Raw genomic sequence first — 25,423 nt, forward strand, 5'->3', positions numbered from 1 at the left:
CAACAGGACGGTGGAGCACCGGAGTTCTGCAGCGACTGATGGGGGTCGGCGGCTCGATGCTCCGATACAGTCACGGCAGCCGACGAGGCGGATCGACGACCACGAGCGACGAACGAGGACCACATTCATGGCAGGACGGTTGCGGAATCGGCTGCTGAACACCGACACCGGACTCACGGATCGCCCCGACTTCGCACTGGTGGGTGTCCTGCGGATCCCGGAGTTCGAGCAGAGCCCCTGGCGGGCGATCTACCAGCGCATCATCATCGCGCTCGCCACGCTCTTCGTGGCCGCCATGGTCGTCTACGTGGACCGGGACGGGTACGCCGACAACCAGGACAATCAGCTGTCCTTCCTCGACGCTTTCTATTACACGACCGTGTCGCTGTCGACCACCGGCTACGGCGACATCGCGCCCATCACCCCGTCCGCGCGCCTGGTGAACATCCTGGTCATCACGCCGCTGCGCGTCTTCTTCCTGATCCTGCTCGTCGGCACCACCCTGTCAGTGCTCACCGAACGTTCGCGCCAGGCGTTCAAGATTCAGCGATGGAGGCGCAACGTGCGCAATCACACCGTGGTCGTCGGGTACGGCACGAAGGGTCGCACCGCGATCGCCGCGATGCTCGGAGACGGGGTGTCGGCCTCGGACATCGTGGTCGTCGACACCGATCAGTCGTCCCTGGACGCGGCGAGCAACCTGGGCCTGGTGACCGTGCAGGGCTCGGCCACCCGGTCGGACGTCCTGCGCCTGACCGGTGCTCAGTACGCCGCGTCGATCATCGTCGCGACCAACCGGGACGACACCGCCGTGCTGGTGACGCTCACGGCGCGGGAGATCGCGCCCAAGGCGAAGATCGTGGCCGCGGTGCGCGAGGCGGAGAACGTGCATCTCCTGCGCCAGTCGGGCGCCGATTCCGTGGTGGTCTCCTCGGAGACCGCCGGGCGACTGCTGGGTATCGCGACGACCACGCCGAGCGTCGTGGAGATGATGGAGGATCTGCTGACCCCCGAGGCGGGCTTCGCGATCGCCGAGCGCGAGGTCGAACGCGACGAGGTCGGCGGATCGCCCCGCCACCTGTCGGACATCGTGCTCGGTGTGGTCCGTGACGGTCGCCTGGTGCGGGTCGGTTCGCCCGAGGTCGATGCGATCGAGGCGGACGACAGACTGCTCTACATCCGACGCGTCTCCAACTGACCAGCCGCACTGCGGTGCACCGGATCTGCCGCCGTCGGACCCGGTCAGTAGGGTCGTGACGTGTCCTTCCGACTTCTGTCCGAGCCCATGCTCTCGCGTTCCCCGATCGACCGCGCCGAGGAATTGCGTCGCGACGACGCGGCACTCGCCGCAGGGTGGCCCACCGCACGGCTGTTGCGCGTGGACAGTCAGGGTCGCGTGCCGGTCGAGGACGGTCGAGTGGCGCTCGTACCGGCCGTCGACACGGCGGACTCGCCGCCGGAGGACGCGGTGTTCCTGGGAGTCGTCGACGACCACCACGTCTGGGCGGTCTCCGTCTCCGCACTCGCCGGCGAGGTGACGGATCTGCGGTCGTTCGGCGACGTCCTCACGGAGTCGTCGGCGGGGCTGGTCGTGACGGCGGTGGCGTTGTTGAACTGGCACCGGTCAGCGGCGTTCAGTGCGCGCGACGGATCACCGACCGTGCTCTCGTCGGCGGGGTGGTCCCGCACCAGCACCCTCACGGGCCACGAGGAGTGGCCTCGGTCCGACCCGGCGATCATCGTCCTCGTGCACGACGGGGCGGACCGCGTCCTCCTCGCACGCCAGCCGATGTGGCCGGAGCGTCGGATGTCGGTGCTCGCCGGTTTCGTGGAGGCGGGGGAGTCGCTCGAGACGTGCGTGAGCCGCGAGGTGGGCGAGGAGGTCGGTCTCGACGTGTCCGACATCACCTATCTCGGCAGTCAACCCTGGCCGTTCCCGCGCTCGGTGATGATCGGGTTCGCGGCGCGCGCGAACGCCTCACAACCGCTGTCGTTCAACGACGGTGAGATCGCGGAGGCGCGATGGTTCACCCGTGACGAGGTACGCACCGCCCTCGTAGCCGGGGACTGGAGCGCCTCGGAGGACGCTCCGCTCCTGCTTCCGGGAAGCATCTCCATCGCCCGCGCGATGGTGGAGTCGTGGGCGGCGCTCGAGTCCTGACGAACGCGAGCGCCCACGCCTCAGTTCAGGCCGATGGCCTTCTTGACCTGCGCGAGGCTGGGGTTGGTCGCAGTGGAACCGTCGGCGTACTTCAGAGTCGGCACGACGTGGTTTCCGTTGTTGACGCTCCCGACGAACTCGGCGGACGCGGGATCCTTCTCGATGTCGATCTCCGTGTAGGCGATGCCGTTCTCGTCGAGCTGCGTCTTGAGACGTCGGCAGTAGCCGCACCAGGTCGTCGAGTACATCGTCACTGCGGGCACGTGGGCTGCGTCTTTCTGCTGTGCTGTGGTCACGGAACTTTCAACGCGGAGTCATCGACGGTTGTTCCGATCGGGCGGTGGGCGCGCCGGCGGTGTCGGTGCGGGCTGACATGATGGCCACGTGAACGACAGGGATGCGGTGGAGGGTCTCGACCCCGAACAGTCGGCCGCCGTGCTCGCGCCGCGAGGCCCCGTGTGTGTGCTCGCGGGTGCAGGAACCGGCAAGACCAGGACGATCACCCGTCGCATCGCCCACCTCGTCGCGGACGGGCACGTCAAGCCGAGTCAGGTCCTCGCCGTCACGTTCACCGCGCGGGCTGCGGGGGAGATGCGCGAACGGCTCCGCGTCCTCGGTATCCGGGGGCAGTCGTCCGACGGGCAGGTGCAGGCGCGCACGTTCCATGCCGCCGCGATGCGGCAGCTCAAGTACTTCTGGCCGCAGGTCGTGGGAAACACGGACTGGCGTCTGCTGGATCGCAAGTTCGGCGTCGTCGGGCAGGCCGCCTCCGCTGCCGGCGTCTCGACGTCCACCGACAGTGTCCGCGACCTGGCGGGTGAGATCGAGTGGGCCAAGGCCTCGCTGATCGCGCCCGAGGACTATCCGGCCGCCGCCGCACGGCTGCACCGCGACACGCCGACCGACGCGGATCGTGTCGCCGCGGTCTACGAGGGTTACGAGGAACTCAAGAACCGCGATCCCGATGCTGTGCTCCTCGACTTCGACGATCTGCTGCTGCACACGGCGGCGGCGCTCGAGAACAGCCCGTCCGTCGCACAGGAGTTCCGCGAGCGGTACCGGTGCTTCGTCGTGGACGAGTACCAGGACGTCACTCCACTGCAGCAGCGTGTGTTGGACGCCTGGCTGGGCGATCGGGACGACCTGACGGTGGTCGGCGACGCCAACCAGACCATCTACTCCTTCACCGGGGCCACACCGCGGTTCCTGCTCGACTTCTCGCGGCGGTTCCCGGAGGCGACGGTGGTGCGCCTGGAGCGCGACTACCGGTCCACTCCGGAGGTCGTCGGGCTCGCCAACAAGGTCATCGGCGCGGCGAAGGGGCGCATCGCGGGGACACGGCTCCAGCTCATCGGACAGCGCGCGGCGGGACCGGACCCCACCTTCGTGGAGTACGACGACGAGGTGTCCGAGGCAGCGGGAGTCGCGCGCACCGTTCAACGGTTGATCCGTACCGGCACGGCGCCGTCCGAGATCGCTGTGCTCTATCGCATCAACGCTCATTCCGAGGCGCACGAGAAGGCGCTGACGGATCTGGCAATTCCGTATCAGATCCGCGGCGGCGAGAGCTTCTTCCAGCGGCAGGACGTCCGGTCGGCCGTCGCCGCCGTTCGATCGAGCGCCGCCCGGGACGACCTGCCGTCCGACGCACGCAGCGGGGCCGGCCTGCCGCGGCTCGTGGAGGCGGTGCTGGCTCCACTGGGACTGTCGGCGACGGAACCCAACGGAGCTCAGGCGCGGGAGAAGTGGGCTGCGTTGCGGGCTCTCGTCGCGCTGACCGAGGATCTCGTCGTCCAGGTACCCGATCTCGATCTCGAGGGACTGGTGCGTGAGTTCGCGATGCGCGCGGAGGCTCGGCACCCTCCGGTGGTGGAGGGGGTGACGCTGGCGTCACTGCACGCCGCCAAGGGACTCGAATGGGACGCGGTCTTCCTCGTCGGTCTCACCGACGGCACGCTGCCCATCAGTCACGCTCTGGGAGACAACAACTCGTCGCCCGACGAGGCCGCGGTGGAGGAGGAGCGTCGCCTGTTGTACGTGGGTGTGACGCGCGCCAGGGAGCACCTCGAACTGTCCTGGGCGCTGGCCCGTAACGAGGGCGGTCGCAAGTCGCGTCGGCGTTCGCGGTTCCTGGTCGACCTGGTTCCCGAGTCGTCGCCCGCATCGCGCATCGCCGCACCCACCGTCCACAAGAAGCGGCCGGTCTGCCGTGTGTGCGGCAAGCCCGTCATCGGCACGGTGGCCACCATGCTCGGCCGGTGTGAGAACTGCCCGTCCGACGTCGACATCGCTCTGCTCGAATCCCTGCGGACCTGGCGGTCGGAGACGTCGAAGGCGCTCAAGGTTCCTGCCTACGTGGTCTTCAGCGACAACACGCTGACCGCCATCGCGGAGCAACGGCCACGCGACGATCGCGGGCTCGTCGCGATCCCGGGTATCGGGGCGAAGAAGCTCGAGCGGTTCGGAGCCGACGTCTTGGCGCTCGTCGACGCCCGTCTCTCCGCCACCGAGTGAGCGCATCTCCGCAGGTCGAAAAAGGGTTGTGCGGTCTGAGGCAGCCGTTTACTGTGTATTTCGTACCGCGCGCCCCGTGGGGGTTTCCGGTGCGTGACCTGCTCGATTCCGACTCGCCGCCGAAGGAGGTGTCACCCGTGGAGATCTACACCACCGCAGCGCTTCTGCAGCAGAAGTCTGCCGTCTGCAGCACCGGCATGAACAAAGCCGGCGCAGGAGCAGTCGCCGAAGCAATCGCACTGAGCACGACCGGTTTCGGAGTGGCACCCTTGCCGCGCCGTCACCGCGAGCGCTGGGCGCATCGCGCATCCGTGGGCACCGGAGTCGATCGGGACATCACTCGATAGGCACCGCACAGCATTCCTTCGTCGAAGGCCACGGATTCGCACCTGCGAACCGTGGCCTTCGTCGTGGGACACCCCTCGACGCCGTTCACGGATCTCGCCAGATCTGTCGAGTTCGACACCACCGTGAATCGCAGCAGAAGAGGAGAACGACGTGTCACCCGCCACCACCCGGACGACATGCCGCACCGACGACACCACGACCGACCGGTCCGTGGCCGCCATTGACGACTTCGTCGCAGATCAGTTGCCGTGCCGCCGAGCCGATCCGGATCTCTGGTTCGCCGAGTCGCCCGACCGTCTCGAACGCGCCAAGCAGCTGTGCGCACACTGCCCCATCAGGTCGGGGTGCCTCGACGCGGCGCTCGATCGTGCCGAGCCGTGGGGAGTGTGGGGCGGCGAGATCTTCGATCAGGGAGTCGTCATCGCGCGCAAGCGGTCTCGCGGCCGTCCCCGCAAGAACCCGGTCACACCCGCACCGTCCGTCGTCTGTGCTTGACGGTCGGTGCGGGTGTCGCCCGGCTACTCGGCGAACCCGGGCATCCACTCGGTGAGAATCGCCATGTACGGAGCATTCGCGTCGAGCTGGGCGCAGATGCCCACCGATCCCAGGAGAACGCGGAAGATCACCGCGTACCGCGGCGGCAGATTGAGGGACCGGGCCGTACGGAACTGCGGACCGTTGAAGTCCGCGGCCTTGCCTGCCGTGCCCTGCAGCCACTTTCGAGTGAAGTGGAACGACTCGGTCTTGATCGGATCGGTGAAGGGGCGGAGATAGTCGGCTATCTCCTGCTCGGTGACCTCGCGGCCGGGAATCACGAATCCCGTCTCGCGCAGCAGTTCCGTCAGCTCGTCGAACTCCTCGTCGCGCGAGAGTCGCACCATCCGACCGAGTTCCGGGGGCAGACCGTCGGGGAGAGTGAGGCACGCACCGAAGTCGATGACGCCGAGCCTGCCGTCGGCGAGCAACTTGAAGTTGCCGGGGTGCGGATCGCCGTGGATGCGGCGGACGCGCTCCGCCGATTCGAAGTGGAAGCGGGCCAGGTTCTCGCCGGCGGTGTTGCGCTGCTCCGCGGTTCCGGTGGCGATGACGGAGGAGAGGGACGTTCCTTCCATCCACTCCGTGATGACCACCTTGGGAGCACTCGCCACGACACGAGGCACGGCGAATCTCTCGTCCCCGTCGTAGACCGCGGCGAACGCACGCTGGTTCTCGCCTTCGATCCGGTAGTCGAGTTCCTCCTCCGTGCGCGCCGACATCTCGTCGAGGACGGCCTTCACGTCGGTACCCGGCACGATGGTGCCGAGGATGCCGACGAAACGCGACAGCGTCTTGAGGTCGGCCTTCAGCGCCTCGTCCGCACCCGGGTACTGAATCTTGACCGCCACGTCGCGACCGTCGGACCAGGTCGCTCGGTGCACCTGCCCGATGGAGGCCGACGCGGTGGCCGTGTCGTCGAAGTCGGAGATGCGCGAGCGCCACCCGGTGCCGAGCTGTTGATCCATCACCCGATGGACCGTCGCGATCGGCATCGGGGGCGCCTCGGCCTGCAGCTTGGTCAGCGCCTCGCGGTAGGGCTCTGCCATCTCCTCGGGTACGGCCGCCTCCATGACGCTGAGAGCCTGACCCAACTTCATCGCTCCGCCCTTGAGTTCGCCGAGGACGGCAAACATCTGCTGGGCGGCCTTGGCGCTGAGTTCGGCGTCGATCTCCGCACGATTTCCGCCCGCGAGTTTGCGTCCGAAGCCCATCGCTGCGCGGCCTGCCATCCCGAGGGGGATGCTGGCCAGCTTGGCTGTCCGGGCGGAACTGCTGCGGGGGATGTCGGGCATGACTCCATCATGTCTGACGATCGGCCGACGCGCCGCGACGGCCGAGACCCGGCCGCGCATCCGTGACACGTCACACCGTCCGTCACCGACGAGCGCAGGTGCACAACAGGTGACGCGGCCATCGTCGACGGCGGGTGGCCGCGGCGACGAGGTCCACCTCCAGGCTGTGCCCGACGGTCATCGGTGCGGGCGAGTCCGCGTGTGCGTCGAGGAACTCGGTGACCTGCGCGACCGCGAACGCCGCGGTGGCGGCGATGGTGGCGCCGCTCGCGGACCCGACGGTGCCGAGTAGCTGCGCGGCGAGGTGCGGCCATTCCCGGTCGTAGTCGCACCGCGTCAGCTCGACGCACTCGAGGCAGGGCGTGTGTCCGGGCAGGACGAGCGGACCCACCACGCCGACGCCGTCGCGCAGCCGCACGGGAAGGTGCGGGATGCCGTCGTCCATGAGCACCCGGGAGACCTCGGGGGCACAGAGCACGGTGTCCGCCACGACCACGCAGTCGACGTCCGCGTGTCTGTGGGGGAGTGACACGTGCCGGCGCTGGACGCGGCCCGTCGGGGACAACCCGATGGACACTGCATCCGACAGGGGACCGCGTCCCAGAACGAGGACCGTGCGGACGGCGGACGACCGCGGACGACGACGTCCGAGTACGCCCAGTCGTTCGAGTTCGGCCTGCACCGCGGTGAGCACTGCCGCGTCCACGCCGAGTTCGGCTGCACGCCAGTACACGTCGGGTATCGACCGCCGTCCGTCCAGGAGACGTAGCACCGAGGCCATGACGGCCGGTGTCACGCCGTCCGGCGGGGTGAGGACCACCCGGCGCTCGGGATGCCAGCCGACCTGCAGCCGACCGTCTCGGCGCACGAGGAGCGTGACCGATTCGGCCAGGTGCGGGAGGCCGTCCCGGTCGGCGCGCGTACGGGCGATCTCGGGCGAGCTCGCGTGGCGTGTCTCCGTCATGCGCAGACGATGGCACGCCCCACACTGCGGACGGGGTGTCTCGCGCCGTTTGTCCACAGGCGTACGACGCTCAGAGCTGCGACGCAGTCACGCGGGCGTCGGGAAGTCCCAGGTCGGCGGAATCAAACGGGGGCGGGGCCCTCGTCGTCTCCCTCGGCCTTCTTCTCGGCCGCGCGCTTGCGCTCGAACTCCTCGAGCTGAGCGATGGGGTCGTCGAAGGACCCGGTGTCCCCGCCCACGATGCGATCGATGAAGGACGACGAGTCGTCGAGGTCCGCGGTGTCGGGCAGCAGATCGGGGTGGGCCCACACACCGTCGCGGCCGTCGATACCCGCAGCGTCGGTCAGTCGACGCCACAGATCGGCTGCTTCACGCACCTTGCGCGGCCGCAATTCGAGGCCGATGAGCGTCGCGAAGGTCTGCTCGGCCGGGCCGCCGGACGCGCGACGGCGCCGCATCGTCTCCGACAGCGCGGACGCTCCCGGCAGCCGCTCGCCCAGAGCGGTGGTCACCACCGTGTCCACCCACCCCTCGACGAGGGCCAGCAGTGTCTCGAGGCGCTCCAGGGCCGCCTTCTGCTCCGGGGTCGTCTGCGGCTCGAACGCACCCTGCTGCAGGATCTTCTCCAGCTGGCTCGGGTCGGTGAGCGCGGACGGATCGATACCGCGGGCCGCCTCCTCGATGGCACCGAAGTCCATCCGAATGCCGCGCGCGTACTCCTCGACGGTGGCCAGAACGCGCTGACGCAGCCACGGCACGTGCGAGTAGAGACGGTGGTGGGCGACCTCGCGCGCGGCCAGGAACACCAGCACCTCGCGCTCGGGCAGCTCGGTGCCCTCGCTGAACACCGCGACGGCGTCGGGAAGCAGCGCCGCAGTGTCCGAGGGGCCGAGCGGCAGGCCGATGTCGGTCGAGGTGAGGACCTCCTTGGCCAGCTGGCCCAGGGCCTGGCCCAGCTGTGAGCCGAACGCCATACCGCCCATCTGACCGAGCATGCCGATCATCGGACCGACCATCTGTTGCGCCTCCGGCGGCAACGCGGAGGTCCACATGCCGGAGATCTGCTCGGCGACGGGATCGCACAACCGCTTCCACGTGTCGAGCGTGTTGTCCAACCATTCCTGCGGAGTCCACGCCTCGGTGCGTACCGCGCCGGCCGGGAGGATGGTGGCCTCGTTCAGCCACTGCTCCGCCAGGTGCGCCGCGTCGACGACGGCGGACTTCGATCCCTCCCGCACGGGGGTGGTGGACCCGATCTGCTGGAGGGCCAGCTTCTTCGCCAGGTCGTAGTTCACCGGTCCGGACGTGGCACCGGATCCCATCCCGCTGAACATCTGACCCATCTGCGTGAACATCTGGCCGAGCGCCGCCGGATCGAAACCCTCGGCGCCGAAACCGAATCCGCCGGCACCACCTCCGGGCGTGCCGGAGCCGCCGCTCGACCCCTCGTTCTTGTCCGGGTCGTCGTCGGAATTGGAGAATCCGAAAGGCGTGTTGGTCATGGTTCAACGGTACAAGCCGAACACGGGTTCGGCGGCGATGCCGAGTGCGCCGAGCGCGAACACAGCGACGCCGCGGGCGACGTCGACGCGTCTCCCCGACAGCGTTGACGGTGTCGTTCTCTACTGTGGTGACGTGAATCGAAGGATCGCGACGCTCCTGGTCGCTCTGTTGCCGGTGGTCGTCCTCGGAGTTCTGGGATCTGCGGTCACCGTTCCGTTCGCGGCCCTCGGGCCCGGACCGACGTTCGACACACTCGGTGAGGTGGACGGCAAGCCCGTCGTGGACGTCCAGGGCACCGACGTCGATCGGCCGTCCGGCCACCTGAACATGACGACCGTGGCGGTGCGGGACGAGTTGACGGTGTTCGACGCCCTCGGCCTCTGGCTCAGCGGCAGGCAGGGGCTGGTCCCGCGCGACGAGATCTACCCGCCCGATCGCAGCCGAGAAGAGGTCGAGAACGCCAACCAGGCGGACTTCGCGGAATCCGAGGACAGTGCGGAACTCGCCGCCTTGGATCACCTCGGACTGCCCACGGTGCTCACGGTCGCGCAGATCGGCGACGACAGCCCCGCGGCGGGCGTCCTCGAGGAGGGTGACCGGGTGACCGCGATCGACGGCGCGCCCGTGTCCACTGTGGCCGACGTCCAGAAGGCTGTCGGTGCCGTGAATCCCGGCACGACCATCTCGGTGGACATCACGCGGGACGGCGCGACGACGACGGAGAACGTCACCGTCGCCGCCCGTCCCGACGACGCCGAGCGCGGCTACCTCGGCATCACGCCGGAGGAGACACCGGACGTGCCGTTCACCGTGGAGTTCAATCTCGCCGACGTCGGCGGCCCGTCCGCCGGACTGATGTTCTCGCTGGCGGTGGTGGACAAGCTCAGTCCCGGCGACCTCAGCGGCGGTGCCTTCGTCGCCGGCACGGGAACGATCGACGCCGACGGCGTGGTGGGTCCCATCGGCGGGATCCCGTACAAGTTGGTCGCCGCACGCGAGGCCGGCGCGTCGATCTTCCTCGTTCCCGCGGACAACTGCGCCGAGGCGGCGCCGCGGACGCCGGAGGGGCTACGCCTGGTGAAGGTCACGAGCCTGGACGATGCGATCGGGTCGCTCGATGCGCTGGCCGGTGGGGGAGACGCCCCGTCCTGCTCGTGACGATCCGGGTGCGAACGTCAGTAGTCCTCGTCCTCGGGATCCGCGTCGAGCGTGGCGTGCAGCGCCGCGACGACGTTCGGCGCCAGGTTCTCGTAGGTCAGTAGCTCCGGCGCCTCGTCGAAACTGCTGTCGTCCTCGTTCTCGGGACGCAGCTGCAGCAGGGCGATGGACGGACCGTCCCGAAGTACGGCGACGATGAGCCGCCCGTCGCGCCGGTCGGGGTGCTCCTCTGCCGTGAGGCGCGCGGCCTGGTCCGCCGCGTCGCGATCGGCCAGGAGCGGAGCGAGGGCGCTGTCGAGATCCGATTCGGCCTCGGGCGGCAGAACGACGATCTCCTCGACCAGTGCGCACCCGGCGACCGAGGCCGGCCAGGTGGTCGTGCCGAGGAACTCGTCGAGCGCGTGCGATCCGCCCGCGACGTCGGCGGGCAGCCGCTCCTGGGCGACAGGGGTCAGGTCGGCGCCGTCCTCGAGCTGGTCGAGCAGGCTGGGCTCCGCGGCCGCCAGATCCTCGGTCGGGACCAACGCGAACAACTGAGGCCCCTGGTCCCACCCGCCGGCGTCCACGTAGTCGACGACCTCGCGCACACAGCGGGCGAGGGCGCGTTCGGCGCGGGCGTCCCCGGATTCGGGATCGAACCACTCGCTCCCGGTCACGATGCATCCTCGTTGTCACTCACCGATCCATCCTCGCATCGAGGGCTAGAGTCGTGGACGTCGCCACGGCGGGACACTCCGCGTTCGAGGGTGTCCGTACAGTGGTCGAAAACGGACATGTGGTGTCGTCACGGTGGTGTCACGAGGCGACGGCGCGCGAGATCTTGGAGTGTGGCACGTGGGCATGAGGCCCCCAACCGGTTTGCCGTCGTTGTCGAGACGGAGCCGTACGTTACTGGTCCTGGCGTTGGTTCTGGCCGCGCTGTTGCTCATCGGTCCCCGGTTGGTGGACACGTACACGGACTGGTTGTGGTTCGGGGAGGTCGGCTTCCGCAACGTCTTCACGACGGTGCTCCTCACTCGCGTGATCACGTTCCTCGTCGTCGCTCTGCTGGTGGGCGGCACGGTGTTCGGTGCTCTCACCGTCGCCTACCGGTCGCGTCCGGTCTTCGTGCCCACGGCCGGACCGAACGATCCCATCGCTCGCTATCGCACCACCGTCATGTCGCGTCTGCGCGTGTTCGGTATCGGCATCCCGGTCGTCATCGGCCTGCTCTCCGGCCTTGTCGCACAGGGCAACTGGGTCACGGTGCAGATGTTCCTGCACGGTGGATCCTTCGGCGTGCAGGATCCGCAGTTCAACCTGGACGTCGGCTTCTACGCCTTCGATCTGCCGTTCTACCGGTCGATCCTCAACTGGCTCTTCGTCGCCGTCGTCATCGCCTTCTTCGCGGCGCTGGTCACGCACTACATCTTCGGCGGCCTGCGCCTCAGCGGCCGCGAGGGTGCGCTGACCAAGTCGGCGCGCATCCAGTTGGCCGTGCTCGCCGGCACCTTCGTCGTCCTCAAGGCGGTGGCGTACTGGTTCGATCGTTACGCACTCTTGTCGAGCAGCCGTAAGGAGCCCACGTTCACGGGCCCCGGCTTCACCGACATCAACGCCGTCCTGCCCGCGAAGCTCATCCTGCTGGCCATCGCTGTCATCTGTGCGGGTGCCTTCTTCGCGGCGATCTTCCTGCGCGATCTGCGGATCCCGGCACTCGCCACCGCACTTCTCGTCCTGTCGTCGATTCTCGTCGGCGCCGTCTGGCCGTTGGTCGTCGAGCAGTTCTCGGTGCGCCCCAACGCTGCAGACAAGGAGCGGGCGTACATCGAACGGAACATCGAGGCCACCCGAGCCGCCTACGGCATCACGGACGACACCGTGACCTACGAGGACTACACGGGCGTCGGTTCCGCATCGCCTCGGGACGTCCCCGCGGACCAGACCACCATCGCCAACACCCGTCTGCTCGATCCGAACGTGCTCTCGCGCACCTTCACCCAGCAGCAGCAGCTCAAGAACTTCTACGGGTTCCCGTCCACGTTGGACGTCGACCGCTACGAGATCGACGGGCAGCTCCAGGACTACATCGTCGCGGCGCGTGAGCTGTCTCCCAACAGCCTCACCGGCAACCAGACCGACTGGATCAACCGCCACACGGTGTACACGCACGGCAACGGTTTCGTGGCGGCCCCGGCCAACCGCGTGAACGCCGCCGTGCAGGACGCGACGAGCACCGAGTCGAACAGCAACTCCGGGTACCCGATCTACACCGTCAGCGACCTCGCGTCGCAGGCCGCGGACGACCAGGTCATTCCGGTCGAGCAGCCCCGCATCTACTACGGCGAGGTCATCGCGTCGTCCAACCCCGACTACGCCATCGTCGGTGGCAGCGAAGGCTCGGACGGCCGCGAGTACGACACCGACACCTCGCGCTACACCTACACCGGTTCGGGCGGCGTCGGCATCGGCAACTGGTTCAACCGGTTGGCGTTCGCGGCGAAGTACACCGAACGCAACATCCTCTTCTCGGGCGCCATCGGCGACGACTCGAAGATCATCTTCAACCGCGATCCTCGTGAGCGCGTGCAGAAGGTCGCACCGTGGCTGACCGCGGACGGCAACTCCTACCCGGCCGTGGTCGGTGGAAAGATCGTCTGGATCGTCGACGCGTACACCACGCTGGACCAGTACCCCTACGCGCAGCGCAGTTCGCTCGAGGGACTGGTGCAGGACAGCATCGACGCCAACACCGGTCGACTGCTTCCGCGTGACGAGGTGTCCTACATCCGCAACTCGGTCAAGGCCACCGTCGACGCCTACGACGGGTCCGTGAATCTGTACCAGGTGGACGACAACGATCCCGTCCTCGCCGCGTGGATGGGCGCGTTCCCGGGTGCGGTCCAGCCCGAGTCGGCGATCTCCGACGAACTGCGTCAGCACTTCCGCTACCCCGAGGACCTGTTCAAGGTCCAGCGCGAGATGCTCGCCAAGTACCACGTCAACGATCCCGGCGAGTTCTTCACCAACAACGCGTTCTGGTCGGTTCCCAGTGACCCGACCGTCGAGGGTGGCACCAACCTCAACCAGCCGCCGTACTACGTCCTGATCGGTGATCCGGACACGGGCCAGCCGTCGTTCAGGTTGACCAGTGCGATGGTGGGCTTCAACCGAGAGCTGTTGTCCGCGTACATCTCCGTGCGCTCCGATCCGGAGGGTTACGGCGAGTTCACGGTGCTGCAGTTGCCCACCGACACGCAGACTCAGGGTCCGCAGCAGGCGCAGAACTCGATGACGTCGGACACCCGTGTGGCGTCGGACCGAACGCTGCTGCAGCAGTCCAACAGGATCCAGTACGGCAACCTGCTGACACTGCCCATCGCCAACGGCGGAATCCTGTACGTCGAGCCGCTGTACACCGAGCGCAACACGACGAACACCTCCACGTTCCCGCAGTTGTCCCGCGTACTCGTGAGCTATCGCGAGCCGGGTGCGGGCGGGGGTGTCCGCGTCGGGTACGCGGCGACGCTGGCCGAGGCACTGGACCAGGTGTTCGGCTCGGGTACGGGCAGCGTGGCGACCGCGCCGGGCGGTGAGGCGACAGAGCCCCAGCCGGACAACGGCTCGTCGACCGGCACCACCCCGGCACCCACCGAGGGGTCTGCCACCACGCCTCCGTCCACGTCGGCCGCACCCGCTGCGCCCGTCGACCGGACGGCCGCGGTGAACAACCTCAACAGTGCGCTGGCAGCAGTGCGGACCGCGCAGCAGTCGGGTGACTTCGCCCAGCTCGGTACCGCGTTCGACAACCTGCAGCGCGCGATCGACCAGTACAACAGCACCGGCGGTTAGTCGGCTCTGCTCCACGCGACGCCCCGCCCTCGATTCACGAGGGCGGGGCGTCGCTGTGTGGCGGCTTGGCTGCGCGCGCACCCTGTTGTGGTGGCCGCGCACCCTTTCTAGTCGGCTGCTGGGGGTGTGCGGTGCGCGGAGGGGGTGTGCGCTCCCCGTGCAGTGCCGGAGCGTGGTGGCTCGGCGGGGGCGCGCCGCCCGGTCCGGCCGAGCGCACACCTGTTGTGGTGGCCGCGCACCCTTTCCAGTCGGCTGCTGGGGGTGTGCGGTGCGCGGAGGGGGTGTGCACACCCCGTGCAGTGCCGGAGCGTGGTGGCGCGACAGCACGCACCCACCGCACACGACGAAGCGGGCGCACCCGATGATCGGGTGCGCCCGCTTCGGACGTTCGAGAGGATGCTCTAGCGAGCGAGGCCCGCGAGGACGCCGGAGTTGGCGGCCACGAAGTCCTGGTACTGCTGGCCGACGCCGTACTGCTGGGCCAGTGCTGCGCCCTGCTCGACGGCGGACTGCACGGGTGCCGGTGCGGCGGGTGCAGCGGGAGCGGGTGCCGGCGCGGGCGCCTCGGCGACCGACGTGGTGCCCGACGAGAGGTACTGGCCGCAGGTGGGCCATGCGCCGACGCCCTGGGTCGCGAGAACGTTCTCGGCGACGCGGATCTGCTCGGCCTTGGAGGCGCTGGACGCGGTGCCGGAGCCGCCGTTGGCCGCCCAGGTGCTCTGCGAGAACTGCAGGCCACCGTAGTAGCCGTTGCCGGTGTTGATGCCCCAGTTGCCGCCGCTCTCGCACTGTGCGACGCCGTCCCAGTTGTGGGCGGGTGCTGCGGAGGCGGTTCCGGTGCTCAGGACGAGCGGTGCGGCGACGACGGCGCCGGTGACGGCGGCCCATCCGAGCGCGCGGGTGGTGAAGTTACGTGCAGTGGTCATGCGGGGTAGATCCTCTCAGCGCTGGTCGACGTGAGCGCGCAGGCGAGTGACGCCTGCATTCGCTCGAATCCCTGCCCCCATCGAGTCGGGTCTCCGATCCCGCGGGGCAGAAGAATCCAGCGGCGGGTCGGCCTGGCCCTTGTTTCGGGCCGAGCGCGACGGTAACGAAACAATCACGAGCCGTCACCCGGCCCTCTGGCGAGGTCGGAAACGGGCGAGATGGTGGGTTCGCGACATCTCTGCAGGTCATGACGGATGACAACCGTCTCGCGTCCTCTTCGTGACCCCATCGTTATGTGAGGGGGAACACGGGTGAAAAGAGACCGCGGTCACCCTCCGAGGCTCGATCTCGTTGCTCAGCAGGCGATTTGCAATTCACCGACGCCGTCCGGTAACTTCTTGTTCAGCAAGAACGCAGTACAGCTTGCACCGCAGACGGAGCCGAAAGGTTCTCGATGCTGACGCGGGGTGGAGCAGCTCGGTAGCTCGCTGGGCTCATAACCCAGAGGTCGCAGGTTCAAATCCTGTCCCCGCTACCACCACGAAAGGCCCGACAGTCTCAGACTGTCGGGCCTTTCGCGTTGCCGCGGGCACCGGCGTCGACTCGATCGGATCAGAGCGACGTCGGTGCCTGGTGCTCAGTGAGAGATGTCTGGATCCGCCGACGTCATGCCCGTGCTGGGCGCGTCGTTCTCGTCGACGTCCCCGCCGGCGTCCGTACGGTCCCCCGAGTCGTCCGTCTCGTCCAGATCGACGGCGTCCGCACCCTCGAGGTGGGTGAGGCCCACCTCGGCCTCCGCGACGAGGCCCTTGGCTTTGTCCTCGATCTTCTTCGCCCAGTCCGACATGGCAGTCTCCCTCGTGTTCGCCGTGCTTCGTCCGTTCCAGCTTGCCAGAACAGCAGAAAGGCCCGGCACATGTGCCGGGCCTTTCTCAGGGTCGTGTGACCGTCACTTCAGCTCGGCGGACGTCTTCCCGAGCACGCGGCGAGCCACGATCAGCTGCTGGATCTGCTGGGTGCCCTCGAAGATGTCGAGGATCTTCGAGTCGCGTGACCACTTCTCGAGCAGCAGGTGCTCGGAGAAGCCGAGCGTGCCGGCCAGTTCCACCGCCTTGAGCGTGATGTCGGTGGCGCTACGGCCTGCCTTCGCCTTGGACATCGACGCCTGCAGCGAGTTGGGCTCCTTGTTGTCCGCCATCCACGCAGCGCGGAGAGCGAGCAGGTAAGCAGCCTCCCAGTCGGCCTCGAGCCGGATGTACTCCGCAGCAGCGGCCGACTGGCTGTAGGTGGCAGCGTCGTAATCGATGACCACTCCGGCGTCGGTCAGGATCGACCGGAGCTCCTCGAGCGCTGCACGGGCGACTCCGATGGCCATGCCGGCGACCAGAGGACGGGTGTTGTCGAACGTCTGCATGACGCCGGCGAAGCCCTTGTCCGTGTCGACGTCCGGGGAACCCAGGAGGTTGTCCTTCGGGATGCGGCAGTTGTCGAGGAGCAGGGCTGCGGTGTCGGACGCCTTGATTCCCAGCTTGTGCTCGAGGCGTGCGACGGACAGGCCCGGCGCGTCCCGCGGGACGACGAAGGACTTGATCGCGGCGCGGCCCTTGGTCTTGTCGACGGTGGCCCACACGACGATGTGCGTGGAGCGCTCGCCGGCCGTGACGTAGATCTTCTCGCCGTTGAGGACCCACTCGTCACCGTCGAGTACCGCGGTGGTGCTCACGGCGGCCGAGTCGGAACCGAACGAGGGCTCGGTGATGGCCATCGAGGCCCACACCTTGCCGAAGCGCTCGAGCTGCTCGTCGGTGGCGACGGCGGCGATGGCGGAGTTGCCGAGGCCCTGGTAGGGGATGGACAGGGTCAGACCCACGTCGCCCCAGCAGGTCTCGATGACGTTGACCAGAGCGGACATGTTGCCGCCGTTGGCATTCGCGGTCTTGCTCGGCTTCGGAGCGTCGCCCTTGGCCTCACGGCCGCCCTTGGCGCCGCCGATCTCACCGCCGGCGTCGCTCATGCCCTCGATCATGGCGGCCATGGTGTCGAGCTCGACCGGGTAGGCGTGCTCCGCCAGGTCGTACTTGCGCGACACGGGGCGCATGATCTCGGCCGCGACCTGGTGAGCCTGGTTGGCCGACGCCCTGAGCTTGCGAGGAAGTTCGAGATTGATCATGAGAGTTCCAATCGAAAGGTGGGGTGTCGGATCAGATCAGGACGATGCCCTCGGCAACGCCGACGGCGCGGAGATCGCGGTACCAGCGCTCGACCGGGTGCTCCTTGGTGAAACCGTGTCCGCCGAGAAGCTGGACACCGTCGAGGCCGATCTGCATGCCCTTGTCCGTCGCGAGTCGTCGGGCGAGCGAGGCCTCGCGTGCGAAGGACAGTCCCTGCTCCGCACGGGACGCACCACGCTGGATGACCAGGCGCAGACCGTCGAGCTCGATCGCGATGTTGGCCACCATGAAGGCGACGGCCTGACGGTTGCTGATCGGCTCGCCGAACGCGGTGCGGTCGTTGACGTAGGGGACCACGTAGTCCAGGACGGCCTTCGACGTGCCGGCGGCCATGGACGCCCAGCCGAGACGCGCGAGCCGGATGGCGTCGGTGTAGTCGGACACGTGGGCGTCCGCGTCGCCGTCGCCCAGCAGGTTGGCCTCGGGTACGGCGACGCCGTCGAGATGCAGTCGGCCGATGCCCGCTGCACGCAGACCCATGCTGGGGTCCGCCTCGACACTCAACCCGGCGCTGTCCGACTCGACGATGAAGAGCGCGGGACGGCCGTCGAGTTCGGCGGCGACGATGAACAGCTCGCAGGCGGCGGCCGACGGCACGAGGCTCTTGACGCCCGTGAGCTTGTAGCCGCTGGGGGAGCGGACCGCCTTGGTCTGCAGCGCGAACGGGTCGAAGAGCGCGCGCGGCTCGTTCACGACGAGAGCGGCACTGGGCACCTTCTCACCCGTGAAGGACGGCAGGTACGTCTTCTGCTGAGTCTCGGTGCCCCACTGCGTGAGCGCCACCGCCACGCCGCTGGGGGCGAGGATCGGCAGGGCCAGGCCCATGTCCCCGTACGCGAGCGCCTCGGCGACGAGGGCGTTGGTGACGGCGCCGCGCTCACTGGCCGCGCCCTCGAGGTTCTCGGGGACGTTGATGAGGGTGATGCCCAGTTCGGCGGCGCGAGCGACGAGGTCGTCCGGCGATGCCGCGGCCTCGTCGGCGTCGTGCGCTGCCGGGCGCATGATCTCCTCGGCGAACTCGAGCACCGTCTCGACGATCATCTTCTGCTCGTCGTCGGGAGTCAGGTCGAAGTAGTCGAGTCCCTTGGTGGAGGACTCGGGCAGACGCTCGGGCTTGCCTCCGCCGGACACCTTGGAGAAGGTCCGGGTGGCGGCACCGAGCGTCTTGAAGCCGGTCTTCGTGCTCTCGTACGTGACACGGTCGATCGTCTGGCGCAGGTTGTACTTCTCGGCCAGGTCGGAGCCGGAGAGCTTGGTGAGCACGCGCATCGCGGTTCCGATGGCGTCGCGTCGGATCGGGTTGAGCCCGACCGCTGACGTGTCGCGCACCGGGCGCCGAGACGCATCGGTCTTGGTCGTGGGGGCGCTGTCGTTCTTCGTCATGATCACCCAGCTGTTCTCGGTGTTCGGTCGTGGACGGGACCTATCTTACTCGCCGGTAAGTTCGGTGTCTACCGTCGAGTAAGGTCGGCGCGTCAGGCGCCCGAGGACGGCGTCGTGCAGAAGCGCGTTCGACGCCACCGCACTGCCTCCGTGCGGCCCCGCCGCACCGTCGAGAGCGGTGAAACGGCCGCCCGCCTCCCGTACCAGCACGTCGAGCGGAGCCAGGTCCCACAGTGACACTTCGGGCTCGGCGGCCACATCGATCGATCCCTCGGCGACCAGGCAGTACGAGAGGAAGTCGCCGTAGCCGCGGACGCGCCACACCTCGTCGGTCAGATCCAGGAAGTTCTCTCGCAGACCGGCGTCCTTCCACCCGCTGAGGCTGGAGAATCCCAGGCTCGCCGAGGACGGAGACGCCACCGACGACACCGACAACCGTCGCGGCTCGCCGGCACCGAAGCGTGCGAACGCTCCCAGCCCGTCGGCCGCCCACCATCGCCGCGCGAGAGCGGGAGCGCTGACCACTCCCACGACCGGCACGCCGTCGGAGAGCAGCGCGACAAGCGTCGCCCAGATCGGCACACCGCGGACGAAGCTCTTGGTGCCGTCGATGGGATCGAGCACCCACTGACGCCCGGAGAGGACGGCGTCGCCGCCGAACTCCTCGCCCAACACCGCATCGCCCGGTCGGACCTCGCCGAGCAGCCGCCGGATCTCGGTCTCGACGGCCAGATCCGCGTCCGAGACGGGTGTGAGATCCGGCTTGTCCTCGATGCGCAGGTCCACGGCCAGGAATCGCGCCGTGGTGATGGCGTCGGCCGCGTCCGCGAGACGGAGGGCGAGGGTGAGATCGTCGGCGAGGTCGGTCACGGCACAGGACGTTACTGCGGTGCGGGCCCGTCGGTCGTTGCCGGTAACCTCGGGCGCGTGCATCCTGACGTATCCGCTGACATCGCCGAACTCGACACCACCCTCAAGACCGTGGAGTCGGTGCTCGACATCGAGGAACTCCGTCGCCGGATCGACGAGCTCGAACACCAGGCTGCCGACCCCGAGCTGTGGAACGACCAGGACCACGCCCAGCAGGTGACCAGCGCGTTGTCGCACGCGCAGACCGAGTTGCGGCGGGTCGAGGCGCTGCGCCAGCGGCTCGACGATCTTCCGGTGCTGTACGAACTCGCCGAGGCGGAAGAGGGCGAGGCCGCCGCCGAGGCGCTCGCGGAGGCGGACGCCGAGCGCGTCTCCCTGCACACCGACGTCGAGCTGCTCGAGGTGCGGACCCTGCTGTCGGGTGAGTACGACAAGCGTGACGCGCTGGTCAACATCCGCTCCGGCGCCGGCGGGATCGACGCCGCGGACTGGGCCGAGATGCTGATGCGCATGTACATCCGCTGGGCCGAGAAGCACGGGTACGGCGTGGAGGTCTACGACACCTCGTACGCCGAGGAGGCCGGCATCAAGAGCGCCACCTTCGCGGTGAAGGCGCCCTACAGTTACGGAACTCTGTCGATCGAGCAGGGCACGCATCGTCTCGTGCGCATCAGCCCCTTCGACAACCAGGGTCGCCGCCAGACGTCCTTCGCCGAGGTCGAGGTGCTGCCGGTCGTCGAGACCACCGATCACATCGAGATCCCCGAGAACGACATCCGTGTCGACGTGTACCGCTCGTCGGGACCGGGTGGTCAGTCCGTCAACACCACCGACTCCGCCGTGCGGCTCACCCACATTCCGACCGGCATCGTCGTCACCTGCCAGAACGAGAAGTCGCAGCTGCAGAACAAGGTGTCCGCCATGCGCGTGCTGCAGGCCAAGCTGCTCGAGGTCAAGCGCAAGGAGGAGCGCGCCGAGATGGATGCCCTCAAGGGCGACGGCGGCAGCTCCTGGGGTAACCAGATGCGCTCGTACGTCCTGCACCCGTACCAGATGGTGAAGGATCTGCGGACCGAGTACGAGGTCAACAACCCGTCCTCGGTGCTCGACGGTGACATCGACGGCTTCATCGAGTCGGGCATCCGCTGGCGTATGCGTGCAGAGCAGGAGTAACAGGTGAGCGCCTTCTGGCCACTGCCTCCCGATTTTGTCTTCTGGCTCCAGAACAACTTCCTCGAGATGATCCTGTGGATCCTCGGCGGCATGCTCGCAGCGCGGGCGGTGGGGTGGGCCGGCGGCAAGATCACCGGTCGCATCGACCGGACCTACCAGCAGACCGACGCGCTCGTGCGCACCGAGGCGGCGAAACACCGCCACTCGGTGGCGCAGGTCGTCACCTGGGTGGTCGTGGCACTCATCTACGTGCTGGTCGCCATCAGGGTCCTGCAGCGCCTCGGCTTCCCGATCACCAGCCTCGTGGCTCCGGCGACCGTGCTCGGTGCCGCGCTCGGTTTCGGTGCCCAGCGCATCGTCCAGGACATCCTGTCCGGGTTCTTCATCATCACCGAGCGTCAGTACGGGTACGGCGACGTGGTCCAGCTCGCGATCACCGGCACCGCGGGCGACGCGATCGGCACCGTCGAGGACGTGACGCTGCGCGTCACGCGGGTGCGGTCGGCCGAGGGCGAGGTGATCACCGTGCCCAACGGGCAGATCGTCAAGGCGGTCAACCTGTCGAAGGACTGGGCGCGCGCGGTCATCGACGTGCCGGTGCCGCCGTCCGCGGATCTCTCGCGCGTCACCGAGCTGCTGAAGTCGGTGGGCGAGGAGGCCTACCGCGACGGTCGGCTCACCGAGTTGCTGCTCGACGAGCCCACCGTCATGGGTGTCGAGAGCATCGAGGTGGACCAGGTCAACCTGCGCCTCGTCGCCCGCACCCTGCCGGGAAAGCAGTTCGAGGTGGGACGCGAGCTCCGCGCGCGCATCGCTCTGACACTGCGTAACGACGGCATCACCGTCTCGCCCGAACTCTCCGCCGACCGTCCCGTGGGAGGCGAACAGTGACCTCGAACGAACCCGAGAGCCCGGCGACCGAGCACCCGGACGCTCCGCGATCGACGTTCCGCCCCGGGTGGATGTCGCGCATACCGGCGCGCATCCTCGGCCGTTTCCGCACGACCACCGTGGTGATGGTGCTCGCCTTCCTGGCAGTACTGGTGCTGTGGAACAACGTGCGCTTCGACCCGACCCTCAACGAGAACTCGCCGGTGTACGTCCCGCCCGCGCCGTCGTCGTCCGAGGCGCCGCCCCCGGCGGAGACCTACGCCCCGACGACCACCACGTTCCGGTCGACCACGACGCCCGTGCCGACCACGACTGATCCGGCCTCGCCGCAGGACGGTGTCACGACGACCGCGCCGGCGCCCACGACCACCACCGGCACGACGACACGCGCGCCAGGGTTCCAGCTGCCGACCATCCCCGGTCTGCCGTTGCCGAGCGGAACGAACTGACCCGCGCGTCGCTGTAGCGGCACCGTCGGGACGCGCGGCTACACTGGCGACCCGTGATCAGCGTGGAGAACGTCTCGAAGTCCTACAAGTCCTCGACTCGACCCGCGCTGGACAAGGTGTCGGTGAAGGTGGAGAAGGGCGAGTTCGTCTTCCTCATCGGGCCGTCGGGCTCGGGCAAGTCGACCTTCATGCGCCTGCTCCTGCGCGAGGAGATGCCGACCTCGGGCGACATCACGGTGGCGGACTTCCACGTGAACAAGCTCGCCGGGCGGCGCGTGCCGAAGCTGCGGCAGAGCATGGGATGCGTCTTCCAGGACTTCCGCCTGCTGCAGAACAAGTCGGTGTCGGAGAACGTCGCGTTCGCCCTCGAGGTGATCGGCAAGCCGCGCGGGGTGATCGAGCGGACGGTGCCGGAGGTGCTCGAGCTGGTCGGCCTGTCCGGCAAGGCGGATCGTCTGCCGTCCGAGCTGTCCGGCGGCGAGCAACAGCGAGTCGCCGTGGCCCGCGCCTTCGTGAACCGGCCGCTCGTGCTGCTCGCGGACGAGCCCACCGGCAACCTGGACCCCGACACCAGCCAGGACATCATGTTGCTGCTCGAGCGCATCAACCGCACGGGCACCACCATCCTCATGGCCACTCACGACAACCACATCGTCGACTCGATGCGTCGCCGCGTCGTCGAGCTCGACAACGGCCGGGTGGTCCGCGACGAGGCACGAGGGGTGTACGGCGTGGGTCGTTAGATCCCGCTCTCGGCTCCGTCCTCTGCTCGCGCCTCGGCGCAACGACCTCTCGAAGAAAGTGTGTGAACCGTGCGCGCTAGTTTCCTTCTCGGCGAAGTTCTCACCGGACTGCGCCGCAACATCACGATGACCATCGCGATGGTGCTGACCACCGCCATCTCCCTCGGTCTGTTCGGTGGTGGCCTGCTGGTCGTGCAGATGGCGGGGAAGACGCAGCAGATCTTCCTGGATCGCGTCGAGGTCCAGATCTTCCTGACCGACGACATCTCGACCACCGACCCGGACTGCACCTCGGGCATCTGCGCCGGCCTCCGCACGGACCTCGAATCGACGCCGTCCGTGGTGTCGGTGCAGTACCTCAACCGGGAGGACGCCGTCGCCGACGCCACCGATCGCGTCTTCAAGGATCAGCCGGAGCTGGCGTCCCTGGTGTCACCCGAGAGCTTCCCCGCGTCGTTCAAGGTGAAGCTCAGCGATCCCGAGCGGTTCGGCGTGATCAACGACGAGTTCGGGGCGCGGCCGGGTGTGCAGAGCGTGCTCAACCAACGCGAACTGGTCGACCGGCTGTTCAGCGTCCTCGCGGGCGTCCGCAACGCCGCGTTCGCGGTGGCTGTGGTCCAGGCCGTCGCGGCGGTCCTGCTGATCGCCAACATGGTGCAGATCGCCGCGTTCACCCGTCGGACCGAGGTGGGCATCATGCGCCTGGTCGGCGCCACGCGGTGGTACACGCAGCTGCCCTTCCTGCTCGAGGCCATCGCGGCATCGCTGGTGGGTGCGGTGCTCGCCATCGCCGGACTGTTCACCGCCAAGGCGGCGTTCATCGACTCGGTGCTGGACGACCTGTACCAGGCCAACATCCTGGCTCGGGTGACGACGAGCGACGTCCTGTTGGTCTCGCCGATCCTGCTTCTGGTCGGCGTCGGCATGGCCACGATCACCTCCTACATCACCCTGCGCCTGTACGTCCGGCAGTAGCGCACCCGGCACCCGGAACAAACGGGTGGACGGAGTCCTTATGGTTGTCAGAAGTCACGTCCACCCGCGCCCGAAGGAGTTCCAGCTGTGAAGGAGAAAGGTCGCAAGGCGATTGCGACCAATCGCAAAGCGCGACACAACTACACGATCCTCGACGTCTACGAGGCCGGAGTCGCCCTCGTCGGCACCGAGGTCAAGAGCCTGCGTGACGGGAAGGCGTCGCTGGCCGATGCCTTCGCCACCGTCGACGACGGCGAGGTGTGGCTGCGCGGCCTGCACATTCCCGAGTACATGGCGGGAAGCTGGACCAACCACGCGCCGCGGCGCAACCGCAAGCTTCTGCTGCACAAGCGGGAGATCGAGGTCCTCATCGGCAAGACGCGTGAGGGCAACATGACGCTGGTACCGCTCTCCATGTACTTCAACGAGGGCAAGGTGAAGGTCGAGCTGGCCCTGGCGAAGGGCAAGCAGGACTACGACAAGCGTCAGGACCTGGCTCGCCGAACGGCGGAACGCGAGGTCACCCGTGAACTCGGTCGTCGCATAAAGGGAATGCGCTGACCGCGATCGTCCTCGCGCTGATCGCGGCGCTCGGGTACGGCGTCAGCGACTTCGTCGGAGGAGTCGCGTCCCGACGCGTCGCCGCGCTGCGCGTGGTGATCGTCTCGTACCCGGTCTCGGTACTCGTCGTGGCGGCGGTGATGCCGTTCGTCGGAGGCACTCTCACCGCGTCGTCCGTGGTGTGGGGTGCGTTGTCCGGACTGGCCGGCGGTGTCGCCGTGTGGTGGTTCTACCTGGCACTCGCCGCCGGGCCGATGGCCGTCGTGTCGCCGATCACGGCCGTTCTGGTGGCCGGTGTACCGGTCGGCGTCGGCCTCGTCCTGGGCGAGCGACCCGGCGTCCTGGCATACATCGGCATCGCGTTGGCGCTGGTGGCCGTGCTCATGGTCAGCAAGGAGTCACCCGACGACGCCGCAGGTGACGTGGCCGGCGGACGGACTCTGCGATTCACGCCCCGGGTGGCATGGCTGACCGTCGGTTCCGGTCTGGCATTCGCGTTGACGTTCATCTTTCTCGACCGGGCCGGGGAGGACGACGCGGGTCTGTGGCCGTTGCTGGCAAACCGGGTCACCGCCACCGCCCTCGTGTGGGCGGTCGCCCTCGGCACCGGCATGTTCTCGTTCCCCCGTGGCGGCGTTCTGAAGCTGGCCGCCTGGATCGCTCTTCTGGACGTCGCCGCCAACGCCGCGTTGCTCTATGCCTTCCAGGGTGGGCTGCTGTCCCTCGTCAGCGTGATCGCCTCGCTGTATCCCGCCGCGACCGTGCTGCTGGCCATGGTGATGCTGGGGGAGCGGGTGGCCAATGTGCAGATCGTCGGCATGGTCATCGCCCTGGGCGCGGTCGGGCTGATCACCGCGGGTGCCTGACCACCTGGCGGTGGTCGCGCTCCGGGTGGGCGCCACACTCGAGGTG

General features: G+C 68.2%; 24 protein-coding genes and 1 tRNA gene. 15 read left to right on the forward strand and 10 right to left on the reverse strand.

The annotated features are described in order from the left end of the window. Positions 1-127 precede the first annotated feature (127 nt). Positions 128-1,198, forward strand: coding sequence for a TrkA family potassium uptake protein (locus HQ314_RS14680; protein WP_027506830.1), 1,071 nt, complete (start codon positions 128-130; stop codon positions 1,196-1,198). 87 nt (positions 1,199-1,285) lie between these two features. Further along, positions 1,286-2,161 carry an NAD(+) diphosphatase gene (nudC, locus tag HQ314_RS14685; protein WP_222650522.1) on the forward strand — a complete coding sequence of 292 codons (876 nt, stop codon included), beginning with the start codon at positions 1,286-1,288 and terminating at the stop codon, positions 2,159-2,161. 20 nt (positions 2,162-2,181) lie between these two features. On the opposite strand, the gene HQ314_RS14690 is transcribed toward nudC, so the two are convergent. Further along, positions 2,182-2,409: a mycoredoxin gene (locus tag HQ314_RS14690; protein ID WP_037186837.1), complete on the reverse strand. Its 228-nt coding sequence runs from the start codon at positions 2,407-2,409 to the stop codon at positions 2,182-2,184. 136 nt (positions 2,410-2,545) lie between these two features. Here HQ314_RS14690 and HQ314_RS14695 point away from each other — a divergent pair, with 136 nt between their 5' ends. From HQ314_RS14695 to HQ314_RS14705, 3 genes are all read left to right on the forward strand, one after another. Beyond that, positions 2,546-4,675 carry an ATP-dependent DNA helicase UvrD2 gene (locus HQ314_RS14695; RefSeq protein ID WP_056695803.1) on the forward strand — a complete coding sequence of 710 codons (2,130 nt, stop codon included), beginning with the start codon at positions 2,546-2,548 and terminating at the stop codon, positions 4,673-4,675. An 89-nt stretch (positions 4,676-4,764) separates the two neighbouring features. Further along, positions 4,765-5,022, forward strand: coding sequence for a hypothetical protein (locus HQ314_RS14700; RefSeq protein ID WP_222647049.1), 258 nt, complete (start codon positions 4,765-4,767; stop codon positions 5,020-5,022). Positions 5,023-5,173: 151 nt separating this feature from the next. Continuing rightward, complete coding sequence (locus tag HQ314_RS14705; RefSeq protein WP_156380535.1) at positions 5,174-5,518, forward strand: WhiB family transcriptional regulator; 345 nt, start codon at positions 5,174-5,176, stop codon at positions 5,516-5,518. A 23-nt stretch (positions 5,519-5,541) separates the two neighbouring features. Here HQ314_RS14705 and HQ314_RS14710 read toward each other — a convergent pair whose 3' ends face one another. From HQ314_RS14710 to HQ314_RS14720, 3 genes are all read right to left on the reverse strand, one after another. Beyond that, positions 5,542-6,852, reverse strand: a complete 1,311-nt coding sequence (locus HQ314_RS14710; protein ID WP_027506825.1) for an AarF/ABC1/UbiB kinase family protein — start codon at positions 6,850-6,852, stop codon at positions 5,542-5,544. A gap of 82 nt (positions 6,853-6,934) precedes the next feature. Next, the gene (locus HQ314_RS14715) at positions 6,935-7,816 is read right to left on the reverse strand and encodes a hypothetical protein (protein ID WP_222627077.1); all 882 of its coding nucleotides are present in this window, start codon (positions 7,814-7,816) and stop codon (positions 6,935-6,937) included. A gap of 122 nt (positions 7,817-7,938) precedes the next feature. After that, positions 7,939-9,318, reverse strand: a complete 1,380-nt coding sequence (locus HQ314_RS14720; protein ID WP_027506823.1) for a zinc-dependent metalloprotease — start codon at positions 9,316-9,318, stop codon at positions 7,939-7,941. 133 nt (positions 9,319-9,451) lie between these two features. Between HQ314_RS14720 and HQ314_RS14725 the strand changes: the two genes are divergently transcribed. Beyond that, on the forward strand, positions 9,452-10,477 hold the full coding sequence (locus HQ314_RS14725; RefSeq protein WP_222650441.1) for a PDZ domain-containing protein: 1,026 nt from the start codon (positions 9,452-9,454) through the stop codon (positions 10,475-10,477). A gap of 17 nt (positions 10,478-10,494) precedes the next feature. On the opposite strand, the gene HQ314_RS14730 is transcribed toward HQ314_RS14725, so the two are convergent. Continuing rightward, positions 10,495-11,133 carry a PPA1309 family protein gene (locus HQ314_RS14730; RefSeq protein ID WP_231476446.1) on the reverse strand — a complete coding sequence of 213 codons (639 nt, stop codon included), beginning with the start codon at positions 11,131-11,133 and terminating at the stop codon, positions 10,495-10,497. 178 nt (positions 11,134-11,311) lie between these two features. Between HQ314_RS14730 and HQ314_RS14735 the strand changes: the two genes are divergently transcribed. Next, complete coding sequence (locus HQ314_RS14735) at positions 11,312-14,308, forward strand: UPF0182 family protein (protein WP_027506820.1); 2,997 nt, start codon at positions 11,312-11,314, stop codon at positions 14,306-14,308. A 401-nt stretch (positions 14,309-14,709) separates the two neighbouring features. On the opposite strand, the gene HQ314_RS14740 is transcribed toward HQ314_RS14735, so the two are convergent. After that, the gene (locus HQ314_RS14740; RefSeq protein WP_222650442.1) at positions 14,710-15,234 is read right to left on the reverse strand and encodes a transglycosylase family protein; all 525 of its coding nucleotides are present in this window, start codon (positions 15,232-15,234) and stop codon (positions 14,710-14,712) included. A gap of 462 nt (positions 15,235-15,696) precedes the next feature. Between HQ314_RS14740 and HQ314_RS14745 the strand changes: the two genes are divergently transcribed. Further along, positions 15,697-15,773, forward strand: a tRNA-Met gene (locus HQ314_RS14745). 99 nt (positions 15,774-15,872) lie between these two features. Here the strand turns inward: HQ314_RS14745 and HQ314_RS14750 are convergent. The 4 genes from HQ314_RS14750 to HQ314_RS14765 form a co-directional block, all read right to left on the reverse strand. Beyond that, on the reverse strand, positions 15,873-16,082 hold the full coding sequence (locus HQ314_RS14750; protein ID WP_037186691.1) for a hypothetical protein: 210 nt from the start codon (positions 16,080-16,082) through the stop codon (positions 15,873-15,875). 102 nt (positions 16,083-16,184) lie between these two features. Beyond that, complete coding sequence (locus HQ314_RS14755; RefSeq protein WP_056447862.1) at positions 16,185-17,405, reverse strand: acyl-CoA dehydrogenase family protein; 1,221 nt, start codon at positions 17,403-17,405, stop codon at positions 16,185-16,187. Positions 17,406-17,436: 31 nt separating this feature from the next. Next, positions 17,437-18,855, reverse strand: a complete 1,419-nt coding sequence (locus tag HQ314_RS14760; protein ID WP_027506817.1) for an acyl-CoA dehydrogenase family protein — start codon at positions 18,853-18,855, stop codon at positions 17,437-17,439. A 39-nt stretch (positions 18,856-18,894) separates the two neighbouring features. Further along, the gene (locus tag HQ314_RS14765; protein WP_051613595.1) at positions 18,895-19,719 is read right to left on the reverse strand and encodes an inositol monophosphatase family protein; all 825 of its coding nucleotides are present in this window, start codon (positions 19,717-19,719) and stop codon (positions 18,895-18,897) included. A gap of 57 nt (positions 19,720-19,776) precedes the next feature. On the opposite strand from HQ314_RS14765, the gene prfB reads away from it, so the two are divergent. From prfB to HQ314_RS14800, 7 genes are all read left to right on the forward strand, one after another. Continuing rightward, entirely contained in the window at positions 19,777-20,892 is a 1,116-nt protein-coding gene (gene prfB, locus HQ314_RS14770) for a peptide chain release factor 2 (RefSeq protein WP_027506816.1), read from the forward strand. A gap of 66 nt (positions 20,893-20,958) precedes the next feature. Further along, complete coding sequence (locus HQ314_RS14775) at positions 20,959-21,783, forward strand: mechanosensitive ion channel family protein (RefSeq protein ID WP_081821432.1); 825 nt, start codon at positions 20,959-20,961, stop codon at positions 21,781-21,783. Continuing rightward, a complete protein-coding gene (locus HQ314_RS14780) occupies positions 21,780-22,232 on the forward strand; it encodes a hypothetical protein (protein ID WP_222650444.1) in 453 nt (150 codons plus the stop codon). Before HQ314_RS14775 ends, HQ314_RS14780 begins: the two co-directional genes overlap by 4 nt. Positions 22,233-22,285: 53 nt before the next feature. Next, positions 22,286-22,975 carry a cell division ATP-binding protein FtsE gene (gene ftsE / locus HQ314_RS14785; protein ID WP_027506813.1) on the forward strand — a complete coding sequence of 230 codons (690 nt, stop codon included), beginning with the start codon at positions 22,286-22,288 and terminating at the stop codon, positions 22,973-22,975. A 69-nt stretch (positions 22,976-23,044) separates the two neighbouring features. Next, complete coding sequence (gene ftsX, locus HQ314_RS14790) at positions 23,045-23,950, forward strand: permease-like cell division protein FtsX (protein WP_027506812.1); 906 nt, start codon at positions 23,045-23,047, stop codon at positions 23,948-23,950. An 87-nt stretch (positions 23,951-24,037) separates the two neighbouring features. Continuing rightward, positions 24,038-24,511 (forward strand): SsrA-binding protein SmpB, encoded by a 474-nt coding sequence (gene smpB, locus HQ314_RS14795; RefSeq protein WP_027506811.1) that lies wholly within the window; start codon positions 24,038-24,040, stop codon positions 24,509-24,511. Next, positions 24,508-25,377 carry a DMT family transporter gene (locus tag HQ314_RS14800; RefSeq protein WP_222650523.1) on the forward strand — a complete coding sequence of 290 codons (870 nt, stop codon included), beginning with the start codon at positions 24,508-24,510 and terminating at the stop codon, positions 25,375-25,377. The genes smpB and HQ314_RS14800 overlap by 4 nt, the downstream gene beginning before the upstream one ends. Positions 25,378-25,423 lie beyond the last annotated feature (46 nt).

Source organism: Rhodococcus sp. BP-332 (assembly GCF_019836065.1).
GTDB lineage: Bacteria > Actinomycetota > Actinomycetes > Mycobacteriales > Mycobacteriaceae > Rhodococcoides.

Excerpts from the sequence above, each read along its gene's own strand:
- HQ314_RS14680 (WP_027506830.1), top strand. The coding sequence starts at position 128 with ATGGCAGGACGGTTGCGGAATCGGCTGCTGAACACCGACACCGGACTC.
- nudC (WP_222650522.1), top strand. The coding sequence starts at position 1,286 with ATGCTCTCGCGTTCCCCGATCGACCGCGCCGAGGAATTGCGTCGCGAC.
- HQ314_RS14690 (WP_037186837.1), bottom strand. The coding sequence starts at position 2,409 with ATGTACTCGACGACCTGGTGCGGCTACTGCCGACGTCTCAAGACGCAG.
- HQ314_RS14710 (WP_027506825.1), bottom strand. The coding sequence starts at position 6,852 with ATGCCCGACATCCCCCGCAGCAGTTCCGCCCGGACAGCCAAGCTGGCC.
- HQ314_RS14715 (WP_222627077.1), bottom strand. The coding sequence starts at position 7,816 with ATGACGGAGACACGCCACGCGAGCTCGCCCGAGATCGCCCGTACGCGC.
- HQ314_RS14720 (WP_027506823.1), bottom strand. The coding sequence starts at position 9,318 with ATGACCAACACGCCTTTCGGATTCTCCAATTCCGACGACGACCCGGAC.
- HQ314_RS14740 (WP_222650442.1), bottom strand. The coding sequence starts at position 15,234 with ATGACCACTGCACGTAACTTCACCACCCGCGCGCTCGGATGGGCCGCC.
- HQ314_RS14750 (WP_037186691.1), bottom strand. The coding sequence starts at position 16,082 with ATGTCGGACTGGGCGAAGAAGATCGAGGACAAAGCCAAGGGCCTCGTC.
- HQ314_RS14755 (WP_056447862.1), bottom strand. The coding sequence starts at position 17,405 with ATGATCAATCTCGAACTTCCTCGCAAGCTCAGGGCGTCGGCCAACCAG.
- HQ314_RS14775 (WP_081821432.1), top strand. The coding sequence starts at position 20,959 with ATGATCCTGTGGATCCTCGGCGGCATGCTCGCAGCGCGGGCGGTGGGG.